The sequence below is a fragment of the Tenacibaculum aquaeponti genome, assembly GCF_057221555.1.
In genome coordinates this window covers 2,218,363-2,243,176 of record NZ_CM170147.1, presented here as the reverse complement: position 1 = coordinate 2,243,176, position 24,814 = coordinate 2,218,363, and the positions used below count along the sequence as shown (strand labels likewise).

Below are 24,814 nucleotides of genomic sequence, written 5' to 3'. Positions count from 1 at the left end.
TGGGTATTATCTATTAATGTATAACCATCCTGTTTTAGGTTTATCACCATTTCCTGGATCTATAACATAATAATAAGTTCCTACTGGTAATTTTTGATCAACAGTAATTGTAGCTCTTCCATTAGAGATACCTTCAAATCGTTTAGAAGAATCTGTATTACTATATCCTTTAATTTTAAAAACAGTATTTCCCCATCTGTTAAAAATCTCAACTGTATTGTTAGCGTACTTTGGATTGTCTATACACTTTATAAAGAACACACTATTATTTGTGTTTCCGTCATCAGGAGACATTAAATTATAAGGGTTTAAACATTCGTCATTATTACAATTGGTACCTTCAACAGGATCACAAGGATCATTAGGGTCTGAGGTAGGCCCTTCCACAAAAGATGTAGGATCAAGGGGGGTATTAGGATCATCTATTCCTGAAACTTCTTCACCATCAGTAAGACCATCACCATCACTATCTGGGTTAAGTGGATCTGTATTTTGATTTAGTTCTTCTTCATTTGATAAACCATCATCATCACAATCTAATTCATTCCATGAGTTAGAGGTGTTAGAAATTTCTTGACTAGAAGGTTCATATGAACATCCATCTAATGGGTTTGTTCCATCTAATAATTCATCTCCGTTTATAACTCCATCTCCGTCACAATCTAAATTATTCCAAATTGTAGATACATTTGGTGTTATTTGACTTGTACTGTTATATGAACAAGTATCGAAAGGATTCGTTCCATCAATAACTTCTTGTCCATTAGTAACCCCATCACCATCACAATCTTCATTTGCCCATATACTATAATTCGTATTAGTTGTAGATGGTATTTCAGGATTAGATGTTGAACAGGGATCTAAAGGATTAGTTCCGTTGTTAACTTCTTCTTCATTGGTTTCGCCATCACCATCACAATCTAGATTATTCCAAGTTGTAGATACATTTGATGTTATCTGACTTGTACTGTTATATGAACAAGTATCAGAAGGGTTAGTTCCATCAATAACTTCTTGTCCGTTAGTTACTCCGTCACCATCACAATCTTCATTTGCCCAAATATTATAATTTGAATTTGTTGTAGATGGTATTGTAGAATTTGAAACTGAACAAGGATCAGAAGGATTCGTTCCGTTGTTAACTTCTTCTTCATTGGTTTCACCATCACCATCACAATCTAAATTTTTCCAAGTTGTAGATATATTTGATGCTATCTGATTTGTACTGTTATATGAACAAGGATCAGAAGGGTTAGTTTCATCAATAACTTCTTGTCCGTTAGTTACTCCGTCACCATCACAATCTTCATTTGCCCAAATACTATAATTAGGATCTGTTATTGATGGGATTGTAGGATTAGAAACAGAACAAGGATCAGAAGGATTCGTTCCGTTATTTACTTCCTCTTCATTAGTTTCACCATCACCATCACAATCTAAGTTATTCCAGGTTATTGATACATTAGAGGCAACTTGATTTATGCTATTATATGAACAAGCATCAAAAGGGTTGGTTCCGTCTAAAGCTTCTTGATCATTTGTTACTCCATCACCATCACAATCTTCATTTGCCCAAATATTATAATTTGAATTTGTTGTTGATGGTATTATAGGATTTGAAACTGAACAAGGGTCTAAAGGATTCGTTCCATCTAAAACTTCTTGTAAATTCAAAACATTATCTCCATCACAGTCTAAGGTATTCCAAGAGTTGGATGTATTTGCTAGAGTTTGATTTGTGCTGTTGTAAGAACAGCCATTAAAAGGATTTGTTCCATCAATAATTTCTTGTTCATTTAAAACACCATCTCCATCACAATCTGCTGATAACCATGAGCCAGATTGAGATAACGAAATAGAGGTAGAAATAAAAGAGCAAGGATCAGAAGGGTTAGTACCATCATTAACTTCTTGTCCATTAGTTACTCCATCACCATCGCAATCGGAGGTTAACCAAATTTCAGATTGAGATAATGAAATAGAAGTAATAGTATATGAACAAGGATTAGAAGGATTTGTTCCATCACTAATTTCTTGTTCGTTAGTTACTCCATCACCATCACAGTCAGAAGACAACCATGAGCCAATTTGTGGTAAGGTAATAGAGTTTGGTACAAAAGAGCAAGGATTAGAAGGGATAGTACCATCACTAATTTCTTGCTCGTTAGTTACACCGTCACCATCACAGTCAGAAGACAACCATAAGCCGGTTTGAGATAAAGTAATAGAGCTTGATGTATAAGAACAAGGATTTGAAGGATTCGTCCCATCAATTACTTCTTGACCGTTAATTACCCCGTCACCATCACAATCAACAGATAACCATGGGTCTGATTGAGATAATGAAATAGAAGTAATAGTATATGAACAAGGATTAGAAGGGTTTGTTCCATCAGTAATTTCTTGTCCATTAGTTACTCCATCACCATCACAATCAGAATTTTGCCAAGTTGTATTGTTAATTTCTGGAATTGGTGTTCCCGTAAAAGAACAAGCATTATTAGGGTCGCTTGTTCCTGAAGGGACTCCAGAAGTAGATGGGTCGTCAATTCCTGTAGTTTCTTCACAATCGGTTAACCCATCTCCGTCGGTATCAGTTGAAGGCCCTACAATTATTGTAAAAATAGGAGAGCTAATAGAGTTACAGCCGAAATCATTAGTAACGACATATGTAATATTTACAGAACCGTAGTTAATTGCTGTAAGATTTCCATTAGCATCTATTGTTGCGATATTTGTGTCTGAAGATATCCAAGTCACATTAGATCCAGAAGTGCCTTCAGTAAGTGTAATTATTTCACCAATACATAATTGAGAAACTCCACTAATAGGTAAAACAATTGGTTCAGGATTAATCGTTACGGTATACACAAAAGGGTCTCCTACACATCCATTTGGGCTAGTAGGAGTAATTGTATATACAACATTTTGTGTAGTTCCACTAGTATTTGTTAATATATCATTAATAGTTGAGTTATTTCCTCCAGAAATTGTTTCTCCAGATATATTAGGATTATCATCAGCGATCCAATTAAAAGTAGTTCCAGGTGTATTTACATCATTTGTTAAGTCATGATTTAAAGGGTCACCACTACAAATAATGTCATTAGGATTTGTGTTGTTAAGAGGTTCTGGGTTGACATTTACAATTACATCAAAAGTTTCTCCATTACAAGCAGTTTGGTCATCAATAGTAACGGTGTAGGTTATTGTAACAGGGTTTTCAGTTGTATTGATATAGCTATCAGTAATATTTTCGGCTATAGCTGTAGTTCTATTAGGAGCAGGAGGTACATTAATAGGATCTGAAGATACTACTGTATATGTAGCGGTAAATGAATTAATAGCTACATTTAAATTTTGACCAGAACATATAACTTCATTAAAGTTAGGAGAAGGAGGAGATGATACAATATGTAAAGTAACTTCTTGTCTGTTAGGGTTAACACAAGATGTGTTAGTGTCAGTAATTTCAGCATAGAAAGTAATAGGGGAGTTTATAGTATTGGTTGTAGGATTAGTTACGATGTTTCCTTCAGTAGGGGTGTCATACCAAGTTACAGAAATGTTAGGTTCAAAAGTGATACCATCGTTAGCGTTAAGAGTTTGAACAGGTGTTTCCTCACATTGGATTAGATTATTTATAGAGGTTAATGTAGGTATGGGGTTTACATTTACAGTAGCTGTATTGTTCAGATTAACTGAACAATTAGCATTGTTAAATTGTAAAGAAATTAAGTTGATGGTAGTGTTAGAATTAACATCTGGGCTAATAATAAGAGCATTTCCAGAAGGATTTAATGTTATTGTTTGATTAGCGTTACCATTTATATTGTAAGTTAAAACACTATTAGGAGATCCAGAAATGTAGAACTCTGCATCGTTATTTTCACAAACAGGAGTGTTAGTTGTTAAAGAAACAAATTCAGGAAGAGGATCTACATATACAGTATGTGTGAATGAACTACCAATACAGCCATCATTGCTAATGGGCGTTACTGTATATATTATGGTTTGAGTAGTGTTACTTGTGTTTATTAATGTATCTCCAATAATATCAGATGATGAGTTTATTAATGTTTCTCCAGTTATGTTTGGGTTATCCGTTGCCGACCAATTAAAAGTAGTGCCAGATAAATTTATATTAGTAGATAAATCATGATTTAAATTGGTATTACTACAAATTGTTTCAGTTGTAAGAGTTGAATATAGTGGGGCAGGGTTTATAGTAACTGCATAAGTAAAAGGGGTTCCAGCACAACCATTGTTGCTTATAGGTGTAATTGTATATGTAACAGTTTGAGGACTTCCACTAATATTGATGAGGGTATCTGTAATTATTGAAGAATTAGATTCTGTCGTAGTTTCTCCAGTGACAAAACCATTGTCGTTAGCTACCCAACTAAAAGTAGTTCCTGATAGATTTATATTAGTAGATAAATCAAGATTTAAATTGGTATTACTACAGACTGTTTCTGTTAATGGAAGAGAGTTATACGGCTCAGGATTAATAGTTACTGTGTATGTATAAGATCCTCCTAAACAATCATTACTACTTGTTGGAGTAATAATATATGTTACAGTTTGAATATCATCACTAGTATTAATTAATGTATCTGTAATAGTTAAAGCTGAATTACTTGTTGTTGTTTCTCCAATAACATTAGGATTGTTTATTGCTGACCAAACAAATGAAGTATTAGTAATATTAACATCATTTGATAAATCATGGTTTAGTGTAGTATTACTACAAATAATATTCGTTGGGGGATTAGTATTTAAAGGCTCTGGATTAACAGTTACAGTATATGTAAAATTATTACTAGTACAACCAGTAGGACTGATACTTTGAATATTATACACTACCGTTTGAGTAGTCCCACTAGTATTGATTAATGTATCTGTTATGTTTTCAGAAGAAGAACTTGTTATTGTTTCTCCAGTAACATGTGGGTTGTTAATTGCTGACCAGTTGAAGGTACTTCCTGGTAAATTAATATTTGCATTTAAATTATGATTTAACGTTCCACTACTACAAATAGTTATAATTGGTTCTATAATGTTAAAAGGTTCTGGGTTTACAGTTACTGAAAATGTATATGGATTTCCATTGCAACCACTAGAACTTACTGGGGTAATTAAGTATTCAACAATTTGAGTAGTCCCACTAGTATTAATCAGAATATCTTTAATAGTTGATGATGATGAATTAATTAATGATTCTCCTGATATATATGGATTGTCAACAGCAATCCAGTTAAAAGTGCTTCCTGATAAATTAATATCTTCATTTAAATTATGGTTTAATGCAGTGTTACTACAAATAGTTTCCATTGAAGTATTTGCATTGAATGGTTCAGGATTAATCGTTACGGTATATACAAAAGGGTCTCCTACACATCCATTTGGGCTAGTAGGAGTAATTGTATATACAACATTTTGTGTAGTTCCACTAGTATTTGTTAATATATCATTAATAGTTGAGTTATTTCCTCCAGAAATTGTTTCTCCAGATATATTAGGATTATCATCAGCGATCCAATTAAAAGTAGTTCCAGGTGTATTTACATCATTTGTTAAGTCATGATTTAAAGGGTCACCACTACAAATAATATCATTAGGATTTGTGTTGTTAAGAGGTTCAGGGTTGACATTCACAATTACATCAAAAGTTTCTCCATTACAAGTAGTTTGGTCATCTATAGTAACGGTGTAGGTTATTGTAACAGGGTTTTCAGTTGTATTAACATAAGTATCTGTAATATTGGCTATTGTTGGAGTAGTTCTATTTGCTGCAGGAGGCACATTAATAGGATCATCCGAACTTACAGTATAAGTAGCTTGAAAAGATAATCCTATGTTTAGAGCTTGATTTGAACAAGTAGACTCTGTTAAATCAGGAAAAGGAGGTGATACGATTTGTAATTTTACTTCTTGCCTAAGAGGGTTAACACATGATGAGGATGTATTTGTGATTTGAGCAAAGAAGGATGTTGGAGGATCCGTACTAAGGCTTGTAGTATTAACAATTGGAGAGGCTACGATATTTCCTCCTGTAATAGCATCATACCAAACTACGGATGTATTAGGGTTTAAAGTAATGGCATCATTGGCATTTAATGATTGTGTACCAGACATATCATCACAAACAATAATATTATTATGAGTAGCTAGTGTTGGGTTTGGATTTACAGTAACAGTATCTGTGTTTGTTAAATTAATAGAACATCCAGTACTTGGAATTTCTAATGATATTAAATTAATTGTAACATTACTTGTTGCTGATGTTTCCGTAATTGTAACAGTTCCACTTCCGTTCAATAATATTGTTTGATTAGGGTTTCCATTAATGTTATATGTTAATTCTGTATTTGGACTACCTATAATAGTAAATTCGGCATTTTCACCTTCACAAATTTGGGAGTTTGTAGTTAAAGAAATTAGTTGTGGATCTTGATTAACAAACACTACAGCTTCTAATGAAGTTACAGAATTACAACCAGCTCCAGTATCACTAACAATTACCTGATAATATGTTGTTCCGCTAGATGTTGTACTAGGTGTATATGTTGAATTAGTAGCGCCAGATATGTTGGTAAATCCAGTTCCACTAGTTGAAGAACTTTGCCATTGATAGGTGAGTCCATCTACCCCTCCAGTTGCAGTTACGCTAAGATCGGAAGGAGTAGCATCCACACATATGGTTTGCGAAGTCAATGGTTGAGCGGTAATTGTAGGATCTTGATTAACAATTACTACAGCTTCTAAGGAAGTTACAGAGTTACAACCAGCTCCAGTATCACTAACAATTACCTGATAATATGTTGTTCCGCTAGATGTTGTACTGGGTGTATATGTTGAATTAGTAGCGCCAGAAATATTAGTAAATCCAGTTCCACTAGTTGAAGAACTTTGCCATTGATAGGTGAGTCCATCTACCCCTCCAGTTGCAGTTACACTAAGATCGGAAGGAGTAGCATCCACACATATGGTTTGCGAAGTCAATGGTTGAGCGGTAATTGTAGGATCTTGATTAACAATTACTACAGTTTCTAATGAAGTTACAGAATTACAACCAGCTCCAGTATCACTAACAATTACCTGATAATATGTTGTTCCGCTAGATGTTGTACTAGGCGTATATGTTGAATTAGTAGCACCAGATATGTTGGTAAATCCAGTTCCACTAGTTGAAGAGCTTTGCCATTGATAGCTAAGTCCATCTACCCCTCCAGTTGCAGTTACGCTAAGATCGGAAGGAGTAGCATCCACACATATGGTTTGCGAAGTCAATGGTTGCGCGGTAATTGTAGGATCTTGATTAACAGTTACTACAGCTTCTAAGGAAGTTACAGAATTACAACCAGCTCCAGTATCACTAACAATTACCTGATAATATGTTGTTCCGCTAGATGTTGTACTAGGCGTATATGTTGAATTAGTAGCGCCAGATATATTATTAAATCCAGTTCCACTAGTTGAAGAGCTTTGCCATTGATAGCTAAGTCCATCTACCCCTCCAGTTGCAGTTACACTAAGATCGGAAGGAGTAGCATCCACACATATGGTTTGCGAAGTCAATGGTTGAGCGGTAATTGTAGGATCTTGATTAACAATTACTACAGCTTCTAATGAAGTTACAGAGTTACAACCAGCTCCAGTATCACTAACAATTACCTGATAATATGTTGTTCCGCTAGATGTTGTACTGGGTGTATATGTTGAATTAGTAGCGCCAGAAATATTAGTAAATCCAGTTCCACTAGTTGAAGAACTTTGCCATTGATAGCTAAGTCCATCTACCCCTCCAGTTGCAGTTACGCTAAGATCGGAAGGAGTAGCATCCACACATATGGTTTGCGAAGTCAATGGTTGAGCGGTAATTGTAGGATCTTGATTAACAATTACTACAGCTTCTAAGGAAGTTACAGAATTACAACCAGTTCCAGTATCACTAACAATTACCTGATAATATGTTGTTCCGCTAGATGTTGTACTAGGCGTATATGTTGAATTAGTAGCGCCAGAAATATTAGTAAATCCAGTTCCACTAGTTGAAGAGCTTTGCCATTGATAGCTAAGTCCATCTACTCCTCCAGTTGCAGTTACACTAAGATCGGAAGGAGTAGCATCCACACATATGGTTTGCGAAGTCAATGGTTGAGCGGTAATTGTAGGATCTTGATTAACAATTACTACAGCTTCTAATGAAGTTACAGAATTACAACCAGTTCCAGTATCACTAACAATTACCTGATAATATGTTGTTCCGCTAGATGTTGTACTAGGGAAGGAGTAGTATATGTTTGAAGTTGGTTGAGTAGCTTGATTAACCAGAATGATTATTACAACCAGTTCCAGTATCACTAACAATTACCTGATAATATGTTGTTCCACTAGATGTTGTACTAGGTGTATATGTTGAATTAGTAGCTTTGCCATTGCTAGCTAAGTCCATCTACCCCTCCAGTTGCAGTTACGCTAAGATCGGAAGGAGTAGCATCCACACATATGGTTTGCGAAGTCAATGGTTGAGCGGTAATTGTAGGATCTTGATTAACAATTACTACAGCTTCTAATGAAGTTACAGAATTACAACCAGCTCCAGTATCACTAACAATTACCTGATAATATGTTGTTCCGCTAGATGTTGTACTAGGTGTATATGTTGAATTAGTAGCGCCAGAAATATTAGTAAATCCAGTTCCACTAGTTGAAGAACTTTGCCATTGATAGCTAAGTCCATCTACCCCTCCAGTTGCAGTTACGCTAAGATCGGAAGGAGTAGCATCCACACATATGGTTTGCGAAGTCAATGGTTGAGCGGTAATTGTAGGATCTTGATTAACAATTACTACAGTTTCTAATGAAGTTACAGAATTACAACCAGCTCCAGTATCACTAACAATTACCTGATAATATGTTGTTCCGCTAGATGTTGTACTAGGTGTATATGTTGAATTAGTAGCGCCAGAAATATTAGTAAATCCAGTTCCACTAGTTGAAGAGCTTTGCCATTGATAGCTAAGTCCATCTACCCCTCCAGTTGCAGTTACGCTAAGATCGGAAGGAGTAGCATCCACACATATGGTTTGCGAAGTCAATGGTTGAGCGGTAATTGTAGGATCTTGATTAACAGTTACTACAGCTTCTAATGAAGTTACAGAATTACAACCAGCTCCAGTATCACTAACAATTACCTGATAATATGTTGTTCCGCTAGATGTTGTACTAGGTGTATATGTTGAATTAGTAGCGCCAGAAATATTAGTAAATCCAGTTCCACTAGTTGAAGAGCTTTGCCATTGATAGCTAAGTCCATCTACCCCTCCAGTTGCAGTTACACTAAGATCGGAAGGAGTAGCATCCACACATATGGTTTGCGAAGTCAATGGTTGAGCGGTAATTGTAGGATCTTGATTAACAATTACTACAGCTTCTAATGAAGTTACAGAATTACAACCAGCTCCAGTATCACTAACAATTACCTGATAATATGTTGTTCCGCTAGATGTTGTACTAGGTGTATATGTTGAATTAGTAGCGCCAGAAATATTAGTAAATCCAGTTCCACTAGTTGAAGAACTTTGCCATTGATAGCTAAGTCCATCTACCCCTCCAGTTGCAGTTACGCTAAGATCGGAAGGAGTAGCATCCACACATATGGTTTGCGAAGTCAATGGTTGAGCGGTAATTGTAGGATCTTGATTAACAATTACTACAGCTTCTAATGAAGTTACAGAATTACAACCAGCTCCAGTATCACTAACAATTACCTGATAATATGTTGTTCCGCTAGATGTTGTACTAGGCGTATATGTTGAATTAGTAGCGCCAGATATATTATTAAATCCAGTTCCACTAGTTGAAGAGCTTTGCCATTGATAGCTAAGTCCATCTACCCCTCCAGTTGCAGTTACGCTAAGATCGGAAGGAGTAGCATCCACACATATGGTTTGCGAAGTCAATGGTTGAGCGGTAATTGTAGGATCTTGATTAACAATTACTACAGCTTCTAATGAAGTTACAGAATTACAACCAGCTCCAGTATCACTAACAATTACCTGATAATATGTTGTTCCGCTAGATGTTGTACTAGGCGTATATGTTGAATTAGTAGCGCCAGATATATTAGTAAATCCAGTTCCACTAGTTGAAGAGCTTTGCCATTGATAGCTAAGTCCATCTACCCCTCCAGTTGCAGTTACGCTAAGATCGGAAGGAGTAGCATCCACACATATGGTTTGCGAAGTCAATGGTTGAGCGGTAATTGTAGGATCTTGATTAACAATTACTACAGCTTCTAATGAAGTTACAGAATTACAACCAGCTCCAGTATCACTAACAATTACCTGATAATATGTTGTTCCGCTAGATGTTGTACTAGGCGTATATGTTGAATTAGTAGCGCCAGATATATTAGTAAATCCAGTTCCACTAGTTGAAGAGCTTTGCCATTGATAGCTAAGTCCATCTACCCCTCCAGTTGCAGTTACGCTAAGATCGGAAGGAGTAGCATCCATACATATGGTTTGCGAAGTCAATGGTTGAGCGGTAATTGTAGGATCTTGATTAACAATTACTACAGTTTCTAATGAAGTTACAGAATTACAACCAGCTCCAGTATCACTAACAATTACCTGATAATATGTTGTTCCGCTAGATGTTGTACTAGGCGTATATGTTGAATTAGTAGCGCCAGATATGTTGGTAAATCCAGTTCCACTAGTTGAAGAACTTTGCCATTGATAGGTGAGTCCATCTACCCCTCCAGTTGCAGTTACGCTAAGATCGGAAGGAGTAGCATCCACACATATGGTTTGCGAAGTCAATGGTTGAGCGGTAATTGTAGGATCTTGATTAACAATTACTACAGCTTCTAATGAAGTTACAGAATTACAACCAGTTCCAGTATCACTAACAATTACCTGATAATATGTTGTTCCGCTAGATGTTGTACTAGGTGTATATGTTGAATTAGTAGCGCCAGATATGTTGGTAAATCCAGTTCCACTAGTTGAAGAGCTTTGCCATTGATAGGTGAGTCCATCTACCCCTCCAGTTGCAGTTACGCTAAGATCGGAAGGAGTAGCATCCACACATATGGTTTGCGAAGTCAATGGTTGAGTGGTAATTGTAGGATCTTGATTAACAAACACTACAGCTTCTAATGAAGTTACAGAATTACAACCAGTTCCAGTATCACTAACAATTACCTGATAATATGTTGTTCCGCTAGATGTTGTACTAGGTGTATATGTTGAATTAGTAGCGCCAGATATGTTGGTAAATCCAGTTCCACTAGTTGAAGAACTTTGCCATTGATAGCTAAGTCCATCTACCCCTCCAGTTGCAGTTACACTAAGATCGGAAGGAGTAGCATCCACACATATGGTTTGCGAAGTCAATGGTTGAGCGGTAATTGTAGGATCTTGATTAACAATTACTACAGCTTCTAATGAAGTTACAGAATTACAACCAGTTCCAGTATCACTAACAATTACCTGATAATATGTTGTTCCGCTAGATGTTGTACTAGGCGTATATGTTGAATTAGTAGCGCCAGATATATTAGTAAATCCAGTTCCACTAGTTGAAGAGCTTTGCCATTGATAGCTAAGTCCATCTACCCCTCCAGTTGCAGTTACGCTAAGATCGGAAGGAGTAGCATCCATACATATGGTTTGCGAAGTCAATGGTTGAGCGGTAATTGTAGGATCTTGATTAACTATTACTACAGTTTCTAAGGAAGTTAAACTTGAGCAGACTCCACTAGCATCACTAACAATTACCTGATAATATGTTGTTCCGCTAGATGTTGTACTAGGTGTATATGTTGAATTAGTAGCGCCAGATATGTTGGTAAATCCAGTTCCACTAGTTGAAGAGCTTTGCCATTGATAGGTGAGTCCATCTACCCCTCCAGTTGCAGTTACGCTAAGATCGGAAGGAGTAGCATCCACACACATAGTTTGAGAAGCCAAAGGTTGTGCTGTGATTGATATTTGAGGTTTTAAAGTTACAGTATAGGTAAAAGCAGATCCTTGGCAACTTGAAGGGCTTGTAGGTATAATTGTATATGTTACTATTTGTGTGGTTAAAGATGTATTGGTTAAAGTATCATCGATGATATTTCCAGATCCTCCAGCAACTGTTTCTCCTGTTACATTTGGGTTTTCAGCAGCAGACCAAGAAAAAGTACTACCAGAAATATTTACGTCACTAGATAAATCATGATTTAAAGTTATACCAGAGCAAAGAGTATCAGTTGGCGCAGAAATATTATGAGGTTCAGGGTTAACGGTTACTACTATATCAAATGTTTGTCCGTCACAAGCAGATCCATCAACTATTGAAACAGTATAAGTAATGTTTACAGGTAATCCAGTTGTATTAACATAAGTATCTGTAATATTGGCTATTGTTGGAGTAGTTCTATTTGCTGCAGGAGGCACATTAATAGGATCATCCGAACTTACAGTATAAGTAGCTTGAAAAGATAATCCTATGTTTAGAGCTTGATTTGAACAAGTAGACTCTGTTAAATCAGGAAAAGGAGGTGATACGATTTGTAATTTTACTTCTTGCCTAATAGGGTTAACACATGATGAGGATGTATTTGTGATTTGAGCAAAGAAGGATGTTGGAGGATCCGTACTAAGGCTTGTAGTATTAACAATTGGAGAGGCTACGATATTTCCTCCTGTAATAGCATCATACCAAACTACGGATGTATTAGGGTTTAAAGTAATGGCATCATTGGCATTTAATGATTGTGTACCAGACATATCATCACAAACAATAATATCATTATGAGTAGCTAACGTTGGGTTTGGATTTACAGTAACAGTATCTGTGTTTGTTAAATTAATAGAACATCCAGTACTTGGAATTTCTAATGATATTAAATTAATTATAACATTACTTGTTGCTGATGTTTCCGTAATTGTAACAGTTCCACTTCCGTTCAATAATATTGTTTGATTAGGGTTTCCATTAATGTTATACGTTAATTCTGTATTTGGACTACCTGTAATAGTAAATTCAGCATTTGCTCCTTCACAAATTGGAGAATTAGAGGATAATGATGTGGATGTTGGTAATGGGTTTATTGATATTGAATAAGTTGGAGAAGGTGGTGAGGTACATCCGTTTACATCAGTAACAGTATAGGTTATGTCTGTTGTACCTGTAGAGATTCCGGTAACAATACCGTTTGAGTCAATTGTAGCAACTCCTGTATTCGAAGAATTCCAGATAATAGTACCTGTTGTCCCTTCTGTTAAATCTATTGTACTATTAATGCAAACTTCAGTTGGTCCCATTATTGGATTAGCAATAGGGATTGTGTTAACTGTAATAGTACCAGTGGCACTAACTGTATTACATCCGCCAGTTAAAGGTATATTATAATTGAAAATTCCAGTATTGGTTGGTGTTCCACTAATTGTAATCACGTTTCCGCTCCAGCTTGCTGAAACACCATTTGGTAAACCTGTGGGAGTACCAATACCAGTTGCAATAGTTGTGTTATGAGTGATGTTAGTTAGCGGTGTATTTACGCAAAGTACTGGGGTGCTAGAAGGAATACTTGCAGTATTACATGCGTTAATAGTAACATCTTCTGTTAAATCATCTGCTAAATTATTTACATCTCCTGCTATCTCAGTGTAATTGTAACTGACAGTATTGGTTACTGTTCCAGAAGCTTCATTTTTGGCTCTAGCTACAATTTCAAGTTCAAATTTATCGCCTGGATTCATGCCGCCTATAGTCCAAGTTAAAGTGCCTGTGCTAGAAAATGTTGTTCCAGGATCAGGATTTGCGCTTATAAATTCTAATTCTGGAGGTAAAACATCTTCTATGACAACATTAGTAATTGGGTTTACAGAAAAACTTTCAGCAGTTATAGTGAATGTGACATTGCTTCCGGCATCAATAGGGTCGGCATTATCAACTTTTGTTACTAGTAGTTCAGGATCACAACTAAAAAAATTAACTATTGCAGAGTTATATTCACATCCTCCAAAATCAGTTACTCTAAGAAAGTAGTTTCCAATACCATCTGCTATTGGGTCATAAGTTTGTAATGTTGGTCCGCTAGCAAGCAAAGTTCCAGAAATTTCATCAGTTCCTTTGTACCAAGCATAGTTAGCAAAACTCCCTGAAATTTCTTGAAGAATTGATCCTGGATGACACCCGCCTCCTGTTATTTCTACTTCTACTGTTGGTACAGTATCGAAGCCTGAATAATATCCTGCTAAACCTGCATTTGCACCAAGCGCCATAAATGTACCAACAGCTATTGGTCCTGGGGTAATAACAGATATTTCACCAGTTAATCCAGGAACATAAAATGTTTTCCACTGTGGTGAGCCAGTACCATCATTAACCAAACTTGAGGCTGGTGTTGTTATCTGAATATTATTTTGATAAATTTCTACATCCGTGTCGTTAATTAAAGTTGAAGCTACAATAGTTAGTGCCGAAACGTTTGAATTCACATTGGCTATATCTTGAATCTGTGGAATTTCTTCTAGTGTATTGGGTAGTAAACAATTTACTGGTGCAATAAAATTCATTCCTACTGTTTGAATTCTATCAGTTTGACCAGCCAAACATTGATAGGCATAAGCGTCTTTAGAAGTTCTTACATACATATTTGAGCCTGCTGTTGTTCCAGAATAATTCGTACCTGGAATTTCTAAATATTCACCATCGTCAATTGTCCCTATTAAGGTCCCTCCAGCAAAGACATCTGTGTCGTTTTGTGTTGCTACAATTACTGGGAATTCAGTTCCGTCATTTGCGTCTCCAGCTCCTCTCATGAAAACATATTCTCTACCAATAACATCTATAGGAACGGGTTGATCTATACCTACATCTCTAGATTGGGCAGTAGATTTAATTCCGAAATTTAAACCACCACTAGCAATAGCAATAGGCTCGGTAGCTTCAATTTTGGCTCCTAACCAACCATCAATATTTGCTGTGTTTATTGCTGTACTTATTCCGGTTTGGTTTCTAACTGCTTCTAAAACATAAGTTTCTCCTGGTTGCATGTTGGTTATGGTTATAACATCATCTGTAATTCCGATAGGATCAATTCCGTTTCTAAATGCGCAATCAGGATTAAAACCTGAAATAGTTACTGTTGTATTGGGTTGAGTAGCCATTATACCTAAACTAGTTGTGCTATTAACATTTGAATGTCTATTGGCAATTCCTCCCCATCTAAATTCTTTTCCGAGAGCTTTAGTTCCTTTACAGGTTAAAGAACCTGCTTGTGCACTTGATCGTCCTCTGTAGTTAACATAAAATTTTTGCCCTCCTGGGGCTTCAAAGCGTAATCCAGAATTCGTTAAAACTATTCCTGTGTTTCCGTTGGTAACTAGAGTTATGTTATTGTTGCTGTTGGCTAAGATTTGATCTGTAAACCCTCCTGCAGAGTCATCTACATTATCTATTATAAAGGGTGTTCCTTTAGATAAACTAGGTATCGTTAGCCAGGGAGTTCCAGATGTTCCTCTATAAACATTTACTGAAAAAGCGGTAGTTTCTGGTGTTGATAAGTAAATAGATTGTTGTGATATTGCAGCGGTACTTTGGTGATTTGCAGAATTATTTGTTCCCGATGTTTGTTTTAAAGGAGGTAAGTAATGATGGCTATCAAGTTGAGAGTGAGTTTTAAAGAGAAAAAGAAATATAAAAATAAGAAACATTATATTTCTTATAAATAAAGTTTTATTTAAAGATAATGTTGTTATCATAAGGTGTTTCTTTTATGCTACTAATACTAATAAATTTAATGAGTTGATTTATATTAGTGTTAAAAAGTGAGGTTAGTTAAGTTTGTTGCTTTTAAATAAATTGTTAATTAATGTGAAGCAAAAACTTTTTTAAGTCACTTTTTAATATGAGTAATATTAAAAATTGGTTTTAGTGTATTTATGTTTTTTAGCGATTTGAAGTATGCCTTGACAAGAAATTGACTTTGTAATTCATTTTTTAATAGATTTTTTAATCGGGGTACCTTAAAAATAAGAAAATTTATTTAAAATATTTGAAAATGAAGTAGTTTAGTGTGTTTTGATTTCTTTAAAACATGTAAAAAGAACTTTTTTATATCGAAAAAAATAATAATGTAGAGAAATAAGAAGGTTTGGCTTTGAATGTTTTTTGCTTTTAGTAAGGGTTTAAAAACAAAAAAGCTCTTTAAAGTTAATTTAAAGAGCTATTGTGACCTCGGCAGGATTCAAACCTGCAACCTCTTGAGCCGTAATCAAGTGCACTATTCAGTTATGCTACGAGGCCGTTTTTGCGGATGCAAATATATAAGTTTTTTTTAAATCTTAAAATTATTTAGAAAATTCTTTTTTAAAATTTTCTAAAGCTTCACTTGCTTTTTCTGAATCCGACTCGTTAATTAAAAGGTCAACAGATTGTCCTAGTGTTGCAAAACCAGCTAATCTTCCAGATTCATGATTGTCTTTAATAATTGAGGCTATGCCTAATTCATCTAGAATTTGTGCTAATCTATTTACAATTATAGATGTTCCTGAAAAAAGTTTAATGTAATCACTCATAATCAAAATTTTTAAAAATTAATCTAATGCGTTTTTTGTGATATAAGCTCTCCATCCAATTATTACTAGTTGAAATTTAGATGCTTTTGAAATATCCAACTGTCTCTTGGTGAAAGACGGAAGCAAGATTTTATTGATTTTGGCTAAGGCCTTAAATAATTTTTTTCTCATTATAAAAGGTTTGTAATCAAATATAATGAAAAAGGATGGAAAAGTGATGAGACTTGGCTCATCACTTTTCACTTTTTCGTTTTCACTTTTTCGTTTTCACTTTTTCGTTTTCACTTTTTCGTTTTCACTTTTTCGTTTTCACTTTTTCGTTTTCACTTTTTCGTTTTCACTTTTTCGTTTTCACTTTTTCGTTTTCACTTTTTCGTTTTCACTTTTTCGTTTTCACTTTTTCGTTTTCACTTTTTCGTTTTCACTTTTTCGTTTTCACTTTTTCGTTTTCACTTTTTCGTTTTCACTTTTTCGTTTTCACTTTTTCGTTTTCACTTTTTCGTTTTCACTTTTTCGTTTTCACTTTTTCGTTTTCACTTTTTCGTTTTCACTTTTTCGTTTTCACTTTTTCGTTTTCACTTTTTCGTTTTCACTTTTTCGTTTTCACTTTTTCGTTTTCACTTTTTCGTTTTCACTTTTTCGTTTTCACTTTTTCGTTTTCTAATTCTTCTTTTCAATCATTTTCTTAGCTAATTCAGCACCAATTAACGATTGTAGCAAATTCCCACTGTTCTTATTTCCTGTACTTCCTTCTATGTAGGTAGTCGGAAGTTTTAAGTCTTTTAATTCTTTAGCAACTCCCACTGCGGTTTTGTATTCCCATTCTGCTTTTTCTTGAGGTGTAAGTCCTGCACTTACCAACCTTTGATTTTCATAAGCTTGAGCATCTGCGGCTAACTTTTTACTTTTTGCTTTGTATTGTTCAACTTCATATTGTTTCTTTTCTTTTGTTAAATTAAATTCAGCAACTTTTGCTTCTGTTTCAGCTGCAATGGTCTGTTGTATTTGTGCTTTTTCTAATCTAGCTCTTTCTTTTGCTTTTTCTGCTTCTCCTTTTGCTTTTTCTTTTTGTGCGCGATAAAATTCTCTTTCAGCTTGTTGTTTTTCTAATTGTGTTTGTGCAACTTCTTCTTTCTGTAATTGTAATCTGTTGTCAAAAGTATCCTCCCAATCAATTTCAGTTACTACAGCTTGTACTACGGTTAAACCGTATGATTTTAATGAGTTTCCTTTTACTCTTACAGGTTCGCCATTTTTCATTTTTATTCTGAATCTTTTTTGGCGTGATTCTTTGTTTGGAATAGTTCTAGTTACAGTGCTGTCACCAATAATTTCTGGTTTTTGGTTTTCAGCATATTCTTCTAAAACATACATTCCATTTTCTAATTGATCTTGAAAATATCTATCGAAATCTGCAGCCTGACCAGAAATATAATCTTGGGCAGCCATAAGCTTACAAGTGTTCTTTATAGATTGATCGATATTTGGTATAATTCTAGATCGTATTAAATTCTTTTCTGTTTTGTTTCTATCAGCAACTGATAAAAACTGTTTTTCATCTGAAATATCAATGCTTATTACAATTGATGTAGCAATCTTCCCTTTTACAGCATCGTTAAATTCCCATTGACGTGATTTGTCTACATAGGCATACTGACTTTGATCTCCTAATTGTCCCTTTTTATTTGGTATTACATATTTTACTGGGATTTCAAATTGTATAGGGATTAATCTTCCCCACATTTTAGTTTTTAAACCTTGTTGAAATACAGCTTTTTGTCCACCCCATGGATATTGAACAGCGTAAGCAGTTCCTGGTTCAGCATAAAAGAATATTCCAGAGGTTATGCTTAATAATATACCTGTAATAATCACAGTAATACTTTTCTGTGTTGTTAGCCATTCTAAATCTTTTGTTTGTTTAAAGAAGGGTTTTATTACAATAGATGCAAATCCTAATAGAATTAATAAAATTCCGAAAAATGTTAGCATAGTTAGTTTAATGTTTTAAATAGTTGTTGTTAAAAAATAGTTTGAATTATACTTGATACAAGTTCAATAAAAGCTACTGTTAATTTCAATATGATAGTTATCATTTTTTATGTTGTTTTTAGTTAGTAATTTGATCAATTTCGAAATTGTTTGATGAATATATGACGAACGAAATATGATTACCAAATTTTTGAAATAGATTTAATCTAATTGGATTTATATATGAAGTCAAAAAAGTTAAAAAAGTTTTAAAATGAAACATGTTTTACTTATTTTTAGTTTTTATATATAATGTAAATGTTTATTTTGTGTTTTTATGTGTAATAAAATAAAGGGCTCTTTTTAATCGTGTTTTGAAAGCAAAGGAAAAATGATGTTTTCAAGAAGGGGAAAACTTGCTTTTTATCTTTTGGATGAAAAAATCATAGAAATTTTCAAGATTAAAATTTGTTGATTTTTTGTTATTAAAAATTGAAATTTAAACAACGTATAATTGTCTATATTCGCAATAAAAAATATAACTAGTATGAGTATTGTGTATGTTCTTGTTGGATTGGTGTTGTTAGTTTTTGGAGGAGATTTTTTAGTGAAAGCTTCAGTAGGTCTTTCTTTTAAATTGAGCATATCAAAAATGGTGATAGGTATGACTGTGGTTTCTTTTGCTACTTCTGCACCAGAATTATTGGTTAGTTTACAAGCTGCTTTAGATGGTTCACCTGCTATAGCTATTAATAATGTAATAGGGTCTAACATTGCAAACATCGGTTTGGTTCTTGGTGTTACTGCTTTAATAGGTCCAATAGCAGTTAGTAAAGATTTTTTAAAATTGAATTGGCCTGTAATGATGCTCTTTTCTTTAGTTATTTTTTATTTCCTTCAGAATGATAATCAATTAACTAACACAGAAGGGATAATTTTATTTTTAGGTTTAGTTGTTTTCTTAATTGTCCTAATTAAATCAGCAAAAGAGGAAGATGCAGATTCAGATGAAGTTGATGATAAATTAGCTGCTATAAGTTATGGTAAAATTTCTGTTTGGTTACTAATTGGAGCTGTAGCATTGTATTTTGGTTCCGATTTGTTAGTTAAAGGAGCAAAAGATTTAGCACAAAGTGTTGGTGTTAGTGAAGGTGTGATTTCAATAACGATGATTGCGATTGGGACAAGTGTTCCTGAATTAGCAGCTTCTGTTATTGCAGCTGTAAAAGGAGAGAAGGCGATTTCATTAGGTAACTTAATAGGATCTAATATTTTTAATATAGCATCAGTTTTAGGTTTGACATCTATAATTAAGACTATTCCTGTAACTGAACCTCAAATTTTAACTAGGGATATTTATTGGATGTTAGCTTTTGCTTTTGTGATTTTACCTTTAATATTTATTCCTGAAAAATTTAAGTTAAGTAGATTAAAAGGTGCGATACTATTTTTAGGATATTGTGTTTTTGTTTACCTCGCTTTTGTTTAGTTTAAGTAATTTCGGAAAGAAATAGAATTTCCATGGAAGAAAAACTAAATGGTAAAATAGGTGTTATAGATTCTAAATTTGATTTAGTAGTAATTTTTTTTTGTCTCTTGAAATAGAAAGCTTTTTTCCGTCAACCATTACAATATGTCCACCGTTATCGTTGCTTATAAGTTTTAGGTAATTAGTGTTTATTAGATTAGATTTATGAGGTCTAAAAAAACTTAAATAATTTAATTTTTCTTCAAAAAATTTAAGGTTTTTGGATACCATTATCGATGAATTATCTTTTAAAAAAATTGAAGTGTAATTGCCGTTAGCAATGCAATACATAATTTCTTTAATTTTTATAATATGAGAACCTTTGTTGTCAGATAGAATTATTTGAGGAGATTTATTAAAAACCTGAAGTTTTTTCTCTTTTTCTATTATTTGTAATGTTTTATCAATAGCTTGAAAAAGTTTTGCAGGGTCTAAGGGTTTAAGTAAATAGTCTATAGCGTTATGTTTATATCCTTTCAGTGCAAATTCTTCATGTGCAGAAATAAAAATAATTTTAGAGTTAATAACTTTATACTTGGGAAGTAAATCAAATATAGTTTGTTTTTCTAGTTGAATGTCGCAAAAAATAATATCTGGATTTAAGTTGTTTAATACTTGATTGATGGAGTTTTTGTCTTTTGCTTCACCAATAACAGTGATATTTGGTTTATATGTTTTTAATAATAGTTTAAGTGTCTTGCGAGCTAATTTTTCGTCATCTATAATAACACAGGTTGTTGGGTTTTTCATGTTGAAGGGATTATAGGGAGTTTGATGGTTACTTTAGTTCCTAGTGGATTTTGGCTTGAGTCAAAAAGATCTTCTATATGAAGTTGAGTTTCTTTGTGACCTATTTTTTTTAAAAGCTTTATACGTTCATTAGTGTTTTTGGTACTTATGGATAAATGAGATTCGTGTTTGTGTGCTTTTTTGTTTACAGTTTTTCTTCCAACACCGTTGTCTTGAATAATACAAATAATATGATTTTTATCGCAAGAAAAAGTTAGCTCTAGGCGATTTTGTTTTTTTGATCCAAGTCCATGCAAAATAGCATTTTCTATATGAGGTTGTATAATCATAGAAGGTATTTTGGGGTTTGTTAATGATAAAATAGGATCTATAGTTATAATAAGCTTAAATTGTTTGTCAAATCTTTTATTTTCTAAATTTATATAGGTTTTAATGATTTCAATTTCATCATCAAAATTGATGTATAAACTTTCGGAATTAGATAATATTTTTCTTATAAGATGAGATAATTCTCTCATATGAGAGCTGGCTTCAAGTTCATTTTTATGAAGAATATGTCCTTGTAGTGTATTAAATGAGTTAAAAAGGAAATGAGGATTCATCATTGATTTTAAAGATTTAAGTCTGGTTAGAGTTATATCTTCATTTAATAAAGAAATCTTTAAACGATTTTTTTGATAAAAAATCAAAAGTATTAAAATACATGTTAAGCATAATAAACCTATGGAGAAGGCTAATTTTTGAGTGTTTTGAATCTGTCTCGAAGAAGATTCATTTTTTTTCTCTAGTGAGTTTATTAATTGATTTTTTTTATTTAATACTTTGTAATATTCAAGTTTGGCAATTTCTTTTTTTAAGTTGTCTTTATCGAATTGTAATAAAAACTTTTCTTTTATTTTCCTGTATTTTAGTGCTTCTTTGTAATTCTTTTTAATTTCATATATAGATGCTAAATCATTTAAGCTTAATAAATGTGATGTAGGGTTTATCCTTCTTGTTGTATTAATTGACTTCTTGTAATAAAAGATAGCAGAATTATAGTTTTTTTGTTTATAATGTAATTCTCCTACAGTGTTAAAAAAGTAAGATTCAAAATATTCTGAGGTTTTTTTATAATCTATATTGTTAATGTTAATATTCTTATTTATAATAGTGGCGGCTTTTTTATACAAACCTTGTTTTATGTAACTGTATGCTATGTTGTTAACTGAGGCAAAAAAATGAGATGTATAGTCAGGGTTATCTTTAAAAATAGTATAAGCTTTCTTAGAGTAATATGCAGAAGAGTCGTGGTGTTCAAAATCAAAAGTTGTAGAAATATTTAAATAAGAAGTGGCTATTTTATAGATTTGATTGGGTTCTAAATACTGTACTGCGTCTTTAAAGATAGCTCTAGCTAATCTATATTCTTGTAATTCATTTATTAAACGTCCTTTATTCGTGTAAAAAGACCATTTATTTTTATAAGAATTATTATGGGCAAGTATTTCTTCAGCTTTATTAAATGAAATTAAAGACTTTAAATATTCTTTATTTTGTTTGTATTTCTTAGCTAAAAAAAAGTAAGATTCGATTAGATGGTTTTCATTTTTTATGTTTTTGTCGATTTGATTTGTTATTTGTAGAAAAGAGTCAATAACTTCAATTTTTGTATAGTTAGATTCTAATTTTTTGAGTAATGAAATATCTAGAGAATCTCTAATAGCAGATCTATTTTGAGTATGCAGTGAAAATTGTTGAGAAATGAAAAATAATGTTAAATAAATGACTGTTAATTTCATTTTTTTTAAACTATTATTTAATGGTTTGGTTGTAAAGTTATGGAAAATAATGGTTTAACACTTAAAAGTTACAGTTAATGAATTATTTCTTACTGATGGTGTAGTGATGTTTTGAATTTGATGATTACTAGTATAGATTCGTTTTTAATATTTTTTTAACAATTTAATTAATGTAATATTATGAAAAATTCACTTAAACTATTATTTATTGTTTTTATCGCAATTTTGTTCTCTTGTGAAAAAGAGGTTATAGAAGAGAGACCAGAAAATTTAGAGGTCTCGCAAAAAGTTTTAGATAAAATAGAAGCATTAAAACTTAATTATAAAGATGTAACAAAAAAGGTGGTGAAAGATATTGATGGTTCTATAAATGATTACTATTTTATAGAAGGAGATATTGCTATGACTTATGATCAAATTATGGATATGAAAATTCATAATGATGAGGGCGTGTCAGCAAGGCAATATCATACTTATAATTTAGTTAGTACTCCTAGGGTTATTCGAGTAGTTGGATACAATGGAAATAATAGTTTTGGTTTAGGTTCGGTAGCTAGAAGGGGGTTACAGTATGCTGTTGCAAATTACAATAATATAAACTTAGGTTTTCGACTTGAATTAGTTTTTTCTACTAACTTCAGTAGTAACGATATTGTTGTGTACACTCAAACGAATAGTTCGGTAATTCCTCAAGATGGAGTTAGAGGAAGCGCGGGATTCCCGTCTGGAGGAGAGCCTTTTAAAAGAGTAATGATTAATGGGGGTGCTAATAGAAATGGAGACGATCAATTGCTTGAGGGGTTAATGACTCATGAGTTAGGGCATTGTTTTGGGCTTAGACATGTTGATTGGTTTTCAAGAGAATCATGTGGTCAAAGTGGAGAGCCTGTGAATCCTGAAGGAGCTATTCATATTCCAGGGACGCCAACAGGAAGAGATCCAGGGTCTATTATGAATGCTTGTTTTCCTCATAACAATGGAGAATTTGGCCAATACGATATAGTTGCTTTACAGTATCTTTATTAAAAGATGAAATAAAGTAAAAATCCGTTAAATTTTATGTTTAACGGATTTTTTTTAGAAAATTAAATTTTTGCATTTTTTACTGTCTCAACAATTCTTCCTGCCACTTTGTATGGATCAGCATTAGAAGCTGGACGACGATCCTCTAACCATCCTTTCCATCCTTTTTCTACAGTAATAATTGGAATACGGATAGAAGCGCCTCTGTCAGATACACCATAGCTAAAATCGTTAATAGAAGCGGTTTCGTGTAATCCTGTTAAACGTTGGTCGTTATATTCTCCATAAACAGCAATGTGTTCTTTTGCTACTGGTCTGAATGCTTCACATACCTTTTCATAAGTTTCTTTACTTCCGCAAGTTCTTAATAAAGTATTTGAGAAGTTGGCGTGCATACCAGAACCGTTCCAGTCTCCTTTAATAGGTTTTGGGTGGTATTCAATATAATATCCATACTTTTCAGTTAATCTATCTAATAAATAACGAGCAACCCAAATTTCATCACCAGCTTTTTTAGCTCCTTTAGCAAATAATTGGAATTCCCATTGACCAGATGCAACTTCTTGGTTGATTCCTTCAAAGTTTAATCCAGCAGCAATACATAAATCGGCGTGTTCTTCTACAAAATCACGACCATGGGTGTTTTTACCTCCTACAGAACAATAATACATTCCTTGAGGTCCAGGGTAACCACCGATAGGGAAACCTAAAGGAAGTTGAGTGTGAGTGTCCATGATAAAGTATTCTTGTTCAAATCCAAACCAGAAATCATTATCATCATCATCAATGTTTGCTCTTGCGTTAGAATCATGAGCTGTTCCATCTGCATTTAAAACTTCTGTCATTACTAAATATCCATTATCACGAGCTGGATCTGGATATATAGCTACAGGTTTTAATAAACAATCAGAATCTCCTCCTTCAGCTTGTTTTGTAGATGATCCATCAAAAGACCAAACAGGACAATCGTCTAATTTACCACTAAAGTCTTCAATAACTTTAGTCTTACTTCGCATGTTTTGAGTTGGATAGTATCCATCTAACCAAATGTATTCTAACTTAGATTTAGCCATGATTTTTTATAACGTTAATTATTTATTATGCAAAAATGTATATTTTTTAATGTACCCCCAAATTTTTTAGGGGTAAAAATTGTTTTTTTTTAAAAAAAATAA

General features: G+C 33.4%; 10 protein-coding genes and 1 tRNA gene. 2 read left to right on the top strand and 9 right to left on the bottom strand.

The window, feature by feature from the left end:
* Window positions 1-6: 6 nt before the first annotated feature.
* From AC2TEO_RS10035 to AC2TEO_RS10010, 6 genes are all read right to left on the bottom strand, one after another.
* A complete protein-coding gene (locus AC2TEO_RS10035; RefSeq protein WP_442264688.1) occupies window positions 7-8,367 on the bottom strand; it encodes a PKD-like domain-containing protein in 8,361 nt (2,786 codons plus the stop codon).
* Window positions 8,330-8,458, bottom strand: coding sequence for a hypothetical protein (locus AC2TEO_RS10030; protein ID WP_442264687.1), 129 nt, complete (start codon window positions 8,456-8,458; stop codon window positions 8,330-8,332). Before AC2TEO_RS10030 ends, AC2TEO_RS10035 begins: the two co-directional genes overlap by 38 nt.
* Window positions 8,445-15,770, bottom strand: a complete 7,326-nt coding sequence (locus tag AC2TEO_RS10025; protein ID WP_442264686.1) for a DUF8696 domain-containing protein — start codon at window positions 15,768-15,770, stop codon at window positions 8,445-8,447. The genes AC2TEO_RS10030 and AC2TEO_RS10025 overlap by 14 nt, the downstream gene beginning before the upstream one ends.
* A 470-nt stretch (window positions 15,771-16,240) precedes the next feature.
* A tRNA-Arg gene (locus AC2TEO_RS10020) sits at window positions 16,241-16,314 on the bottom strand.
* 44 nt (window positions 16,315-16,358) lie between these two features.
* Window positions 16,359-16,586, bottom strand: coding sequence for a putative signal transducing protein (locus AC2TEO_RS10015; protein WP_442264685.1), 228 nt, complete (start codon window positions 16,584-16,586; stop codon window positions 16,359-16,361).
* Window positions 16,587-17,246: 660 nt separating this feature from the next.
* Entirely contained in the window at window positions 17,247-18,578 is a 1,332-nt protein-coding gene (locus tag AC2TEO_RS10010) for an SPFH domain-containing protein (RefSeq protein WP_442264684.1), read from the bottom strand.
* Between the two features lie 526 nt (window positions 18,579-19,104).
* On the opposite strand from AC2TEO_RS10010, the gene AC2TEO_RS10005 reads away from it, so the two are divergent.
* Window positions 19,105-20,046 carry a calcium/sodium antiporter gene (locus AC2TEO_RS10005; protein WP_442264683.1) on the top strand — a complete coding sequence of 314 codons (942 nt, stop codon included), beginning with the start codon at window positions 19,105-19,107 and terminating at the stop codon, window positions 20,044-20,046.
* A gap of 72 nt (window positions 20,047-20,118) precedes the next feature.
* On the opposite strand, the gene AC2TEO_RS10000 is transcribed toward AC2TEO_RS10005, so the two are convergent.
* Together AC2TEO_RS10000 and AC2TEO_RS09995 are read right to left on the bottom strand one after the other, a co-directional pair.
* Entirely contained in the window at window positions 20,119-20,835 is a 717-nt protein-coding gene (locus tag AC2TEO_RS10000) for a LytR/AlgR family response regulator transcription factor (RefSeq protein WP_442264682.1), read from the bottom strand.
* A complete protein-coding gene (locus AC2TEO_RS09995; RefSeq protein WP_442264681.1) occupies window positions 20,832-22,616 on the bottom strand; it encodes a tetratricopeptide repeat-containing sensor histidine kinase in 1,785 nt (594 codons plus the stop codon). The genes AC2TEO_RS10000 and AC2TEO_RS09995 overlap by 4 nt, the downstream gene beginning before the upstream one ends.
* Before the next feature lie 180 nt (window positions 22,617-22,796).
* Here AC2TEO_RS09995 and AC2TEO_RS09990 point away from each other — a divergent pair, with 180 nt between their 5' ends.
* Window positions 22,797-23,642 carry a M57 family metalloprotease gene (locus AC2TEO_RS09990; protein ID WP_442264680.1) on the top strand — a complete coding sequence of 282 codons (846 nt, stop codon included), beginning with the start codon at window positions 22,797-22,799 and terminating at the stop codon, window positions 23,640-23,642.
* Between the two features lie 59 nt (window positions 23,643-23,701).
* Here AC2TEO_RS09990 and AC2TEO_RS09985 read toward each other — a convergent pair whose 3' ends face one another.
* The gene (locus AC2TEO_RS09985) at window positions 23,702-24,712 is read right to left on the bottom strand and encodes a glutamine synthetase beta-grasp domain-containing protein (protein ID WP_442264679.1); all 1,011 of its coding nucleotides are present in this window, start codon (window positions 24,710-24,712) and stop codon (window positions 23,702-23,704) included.
* Window positions 24,713-24,814 lie beyond the last annotated feature (102 nt).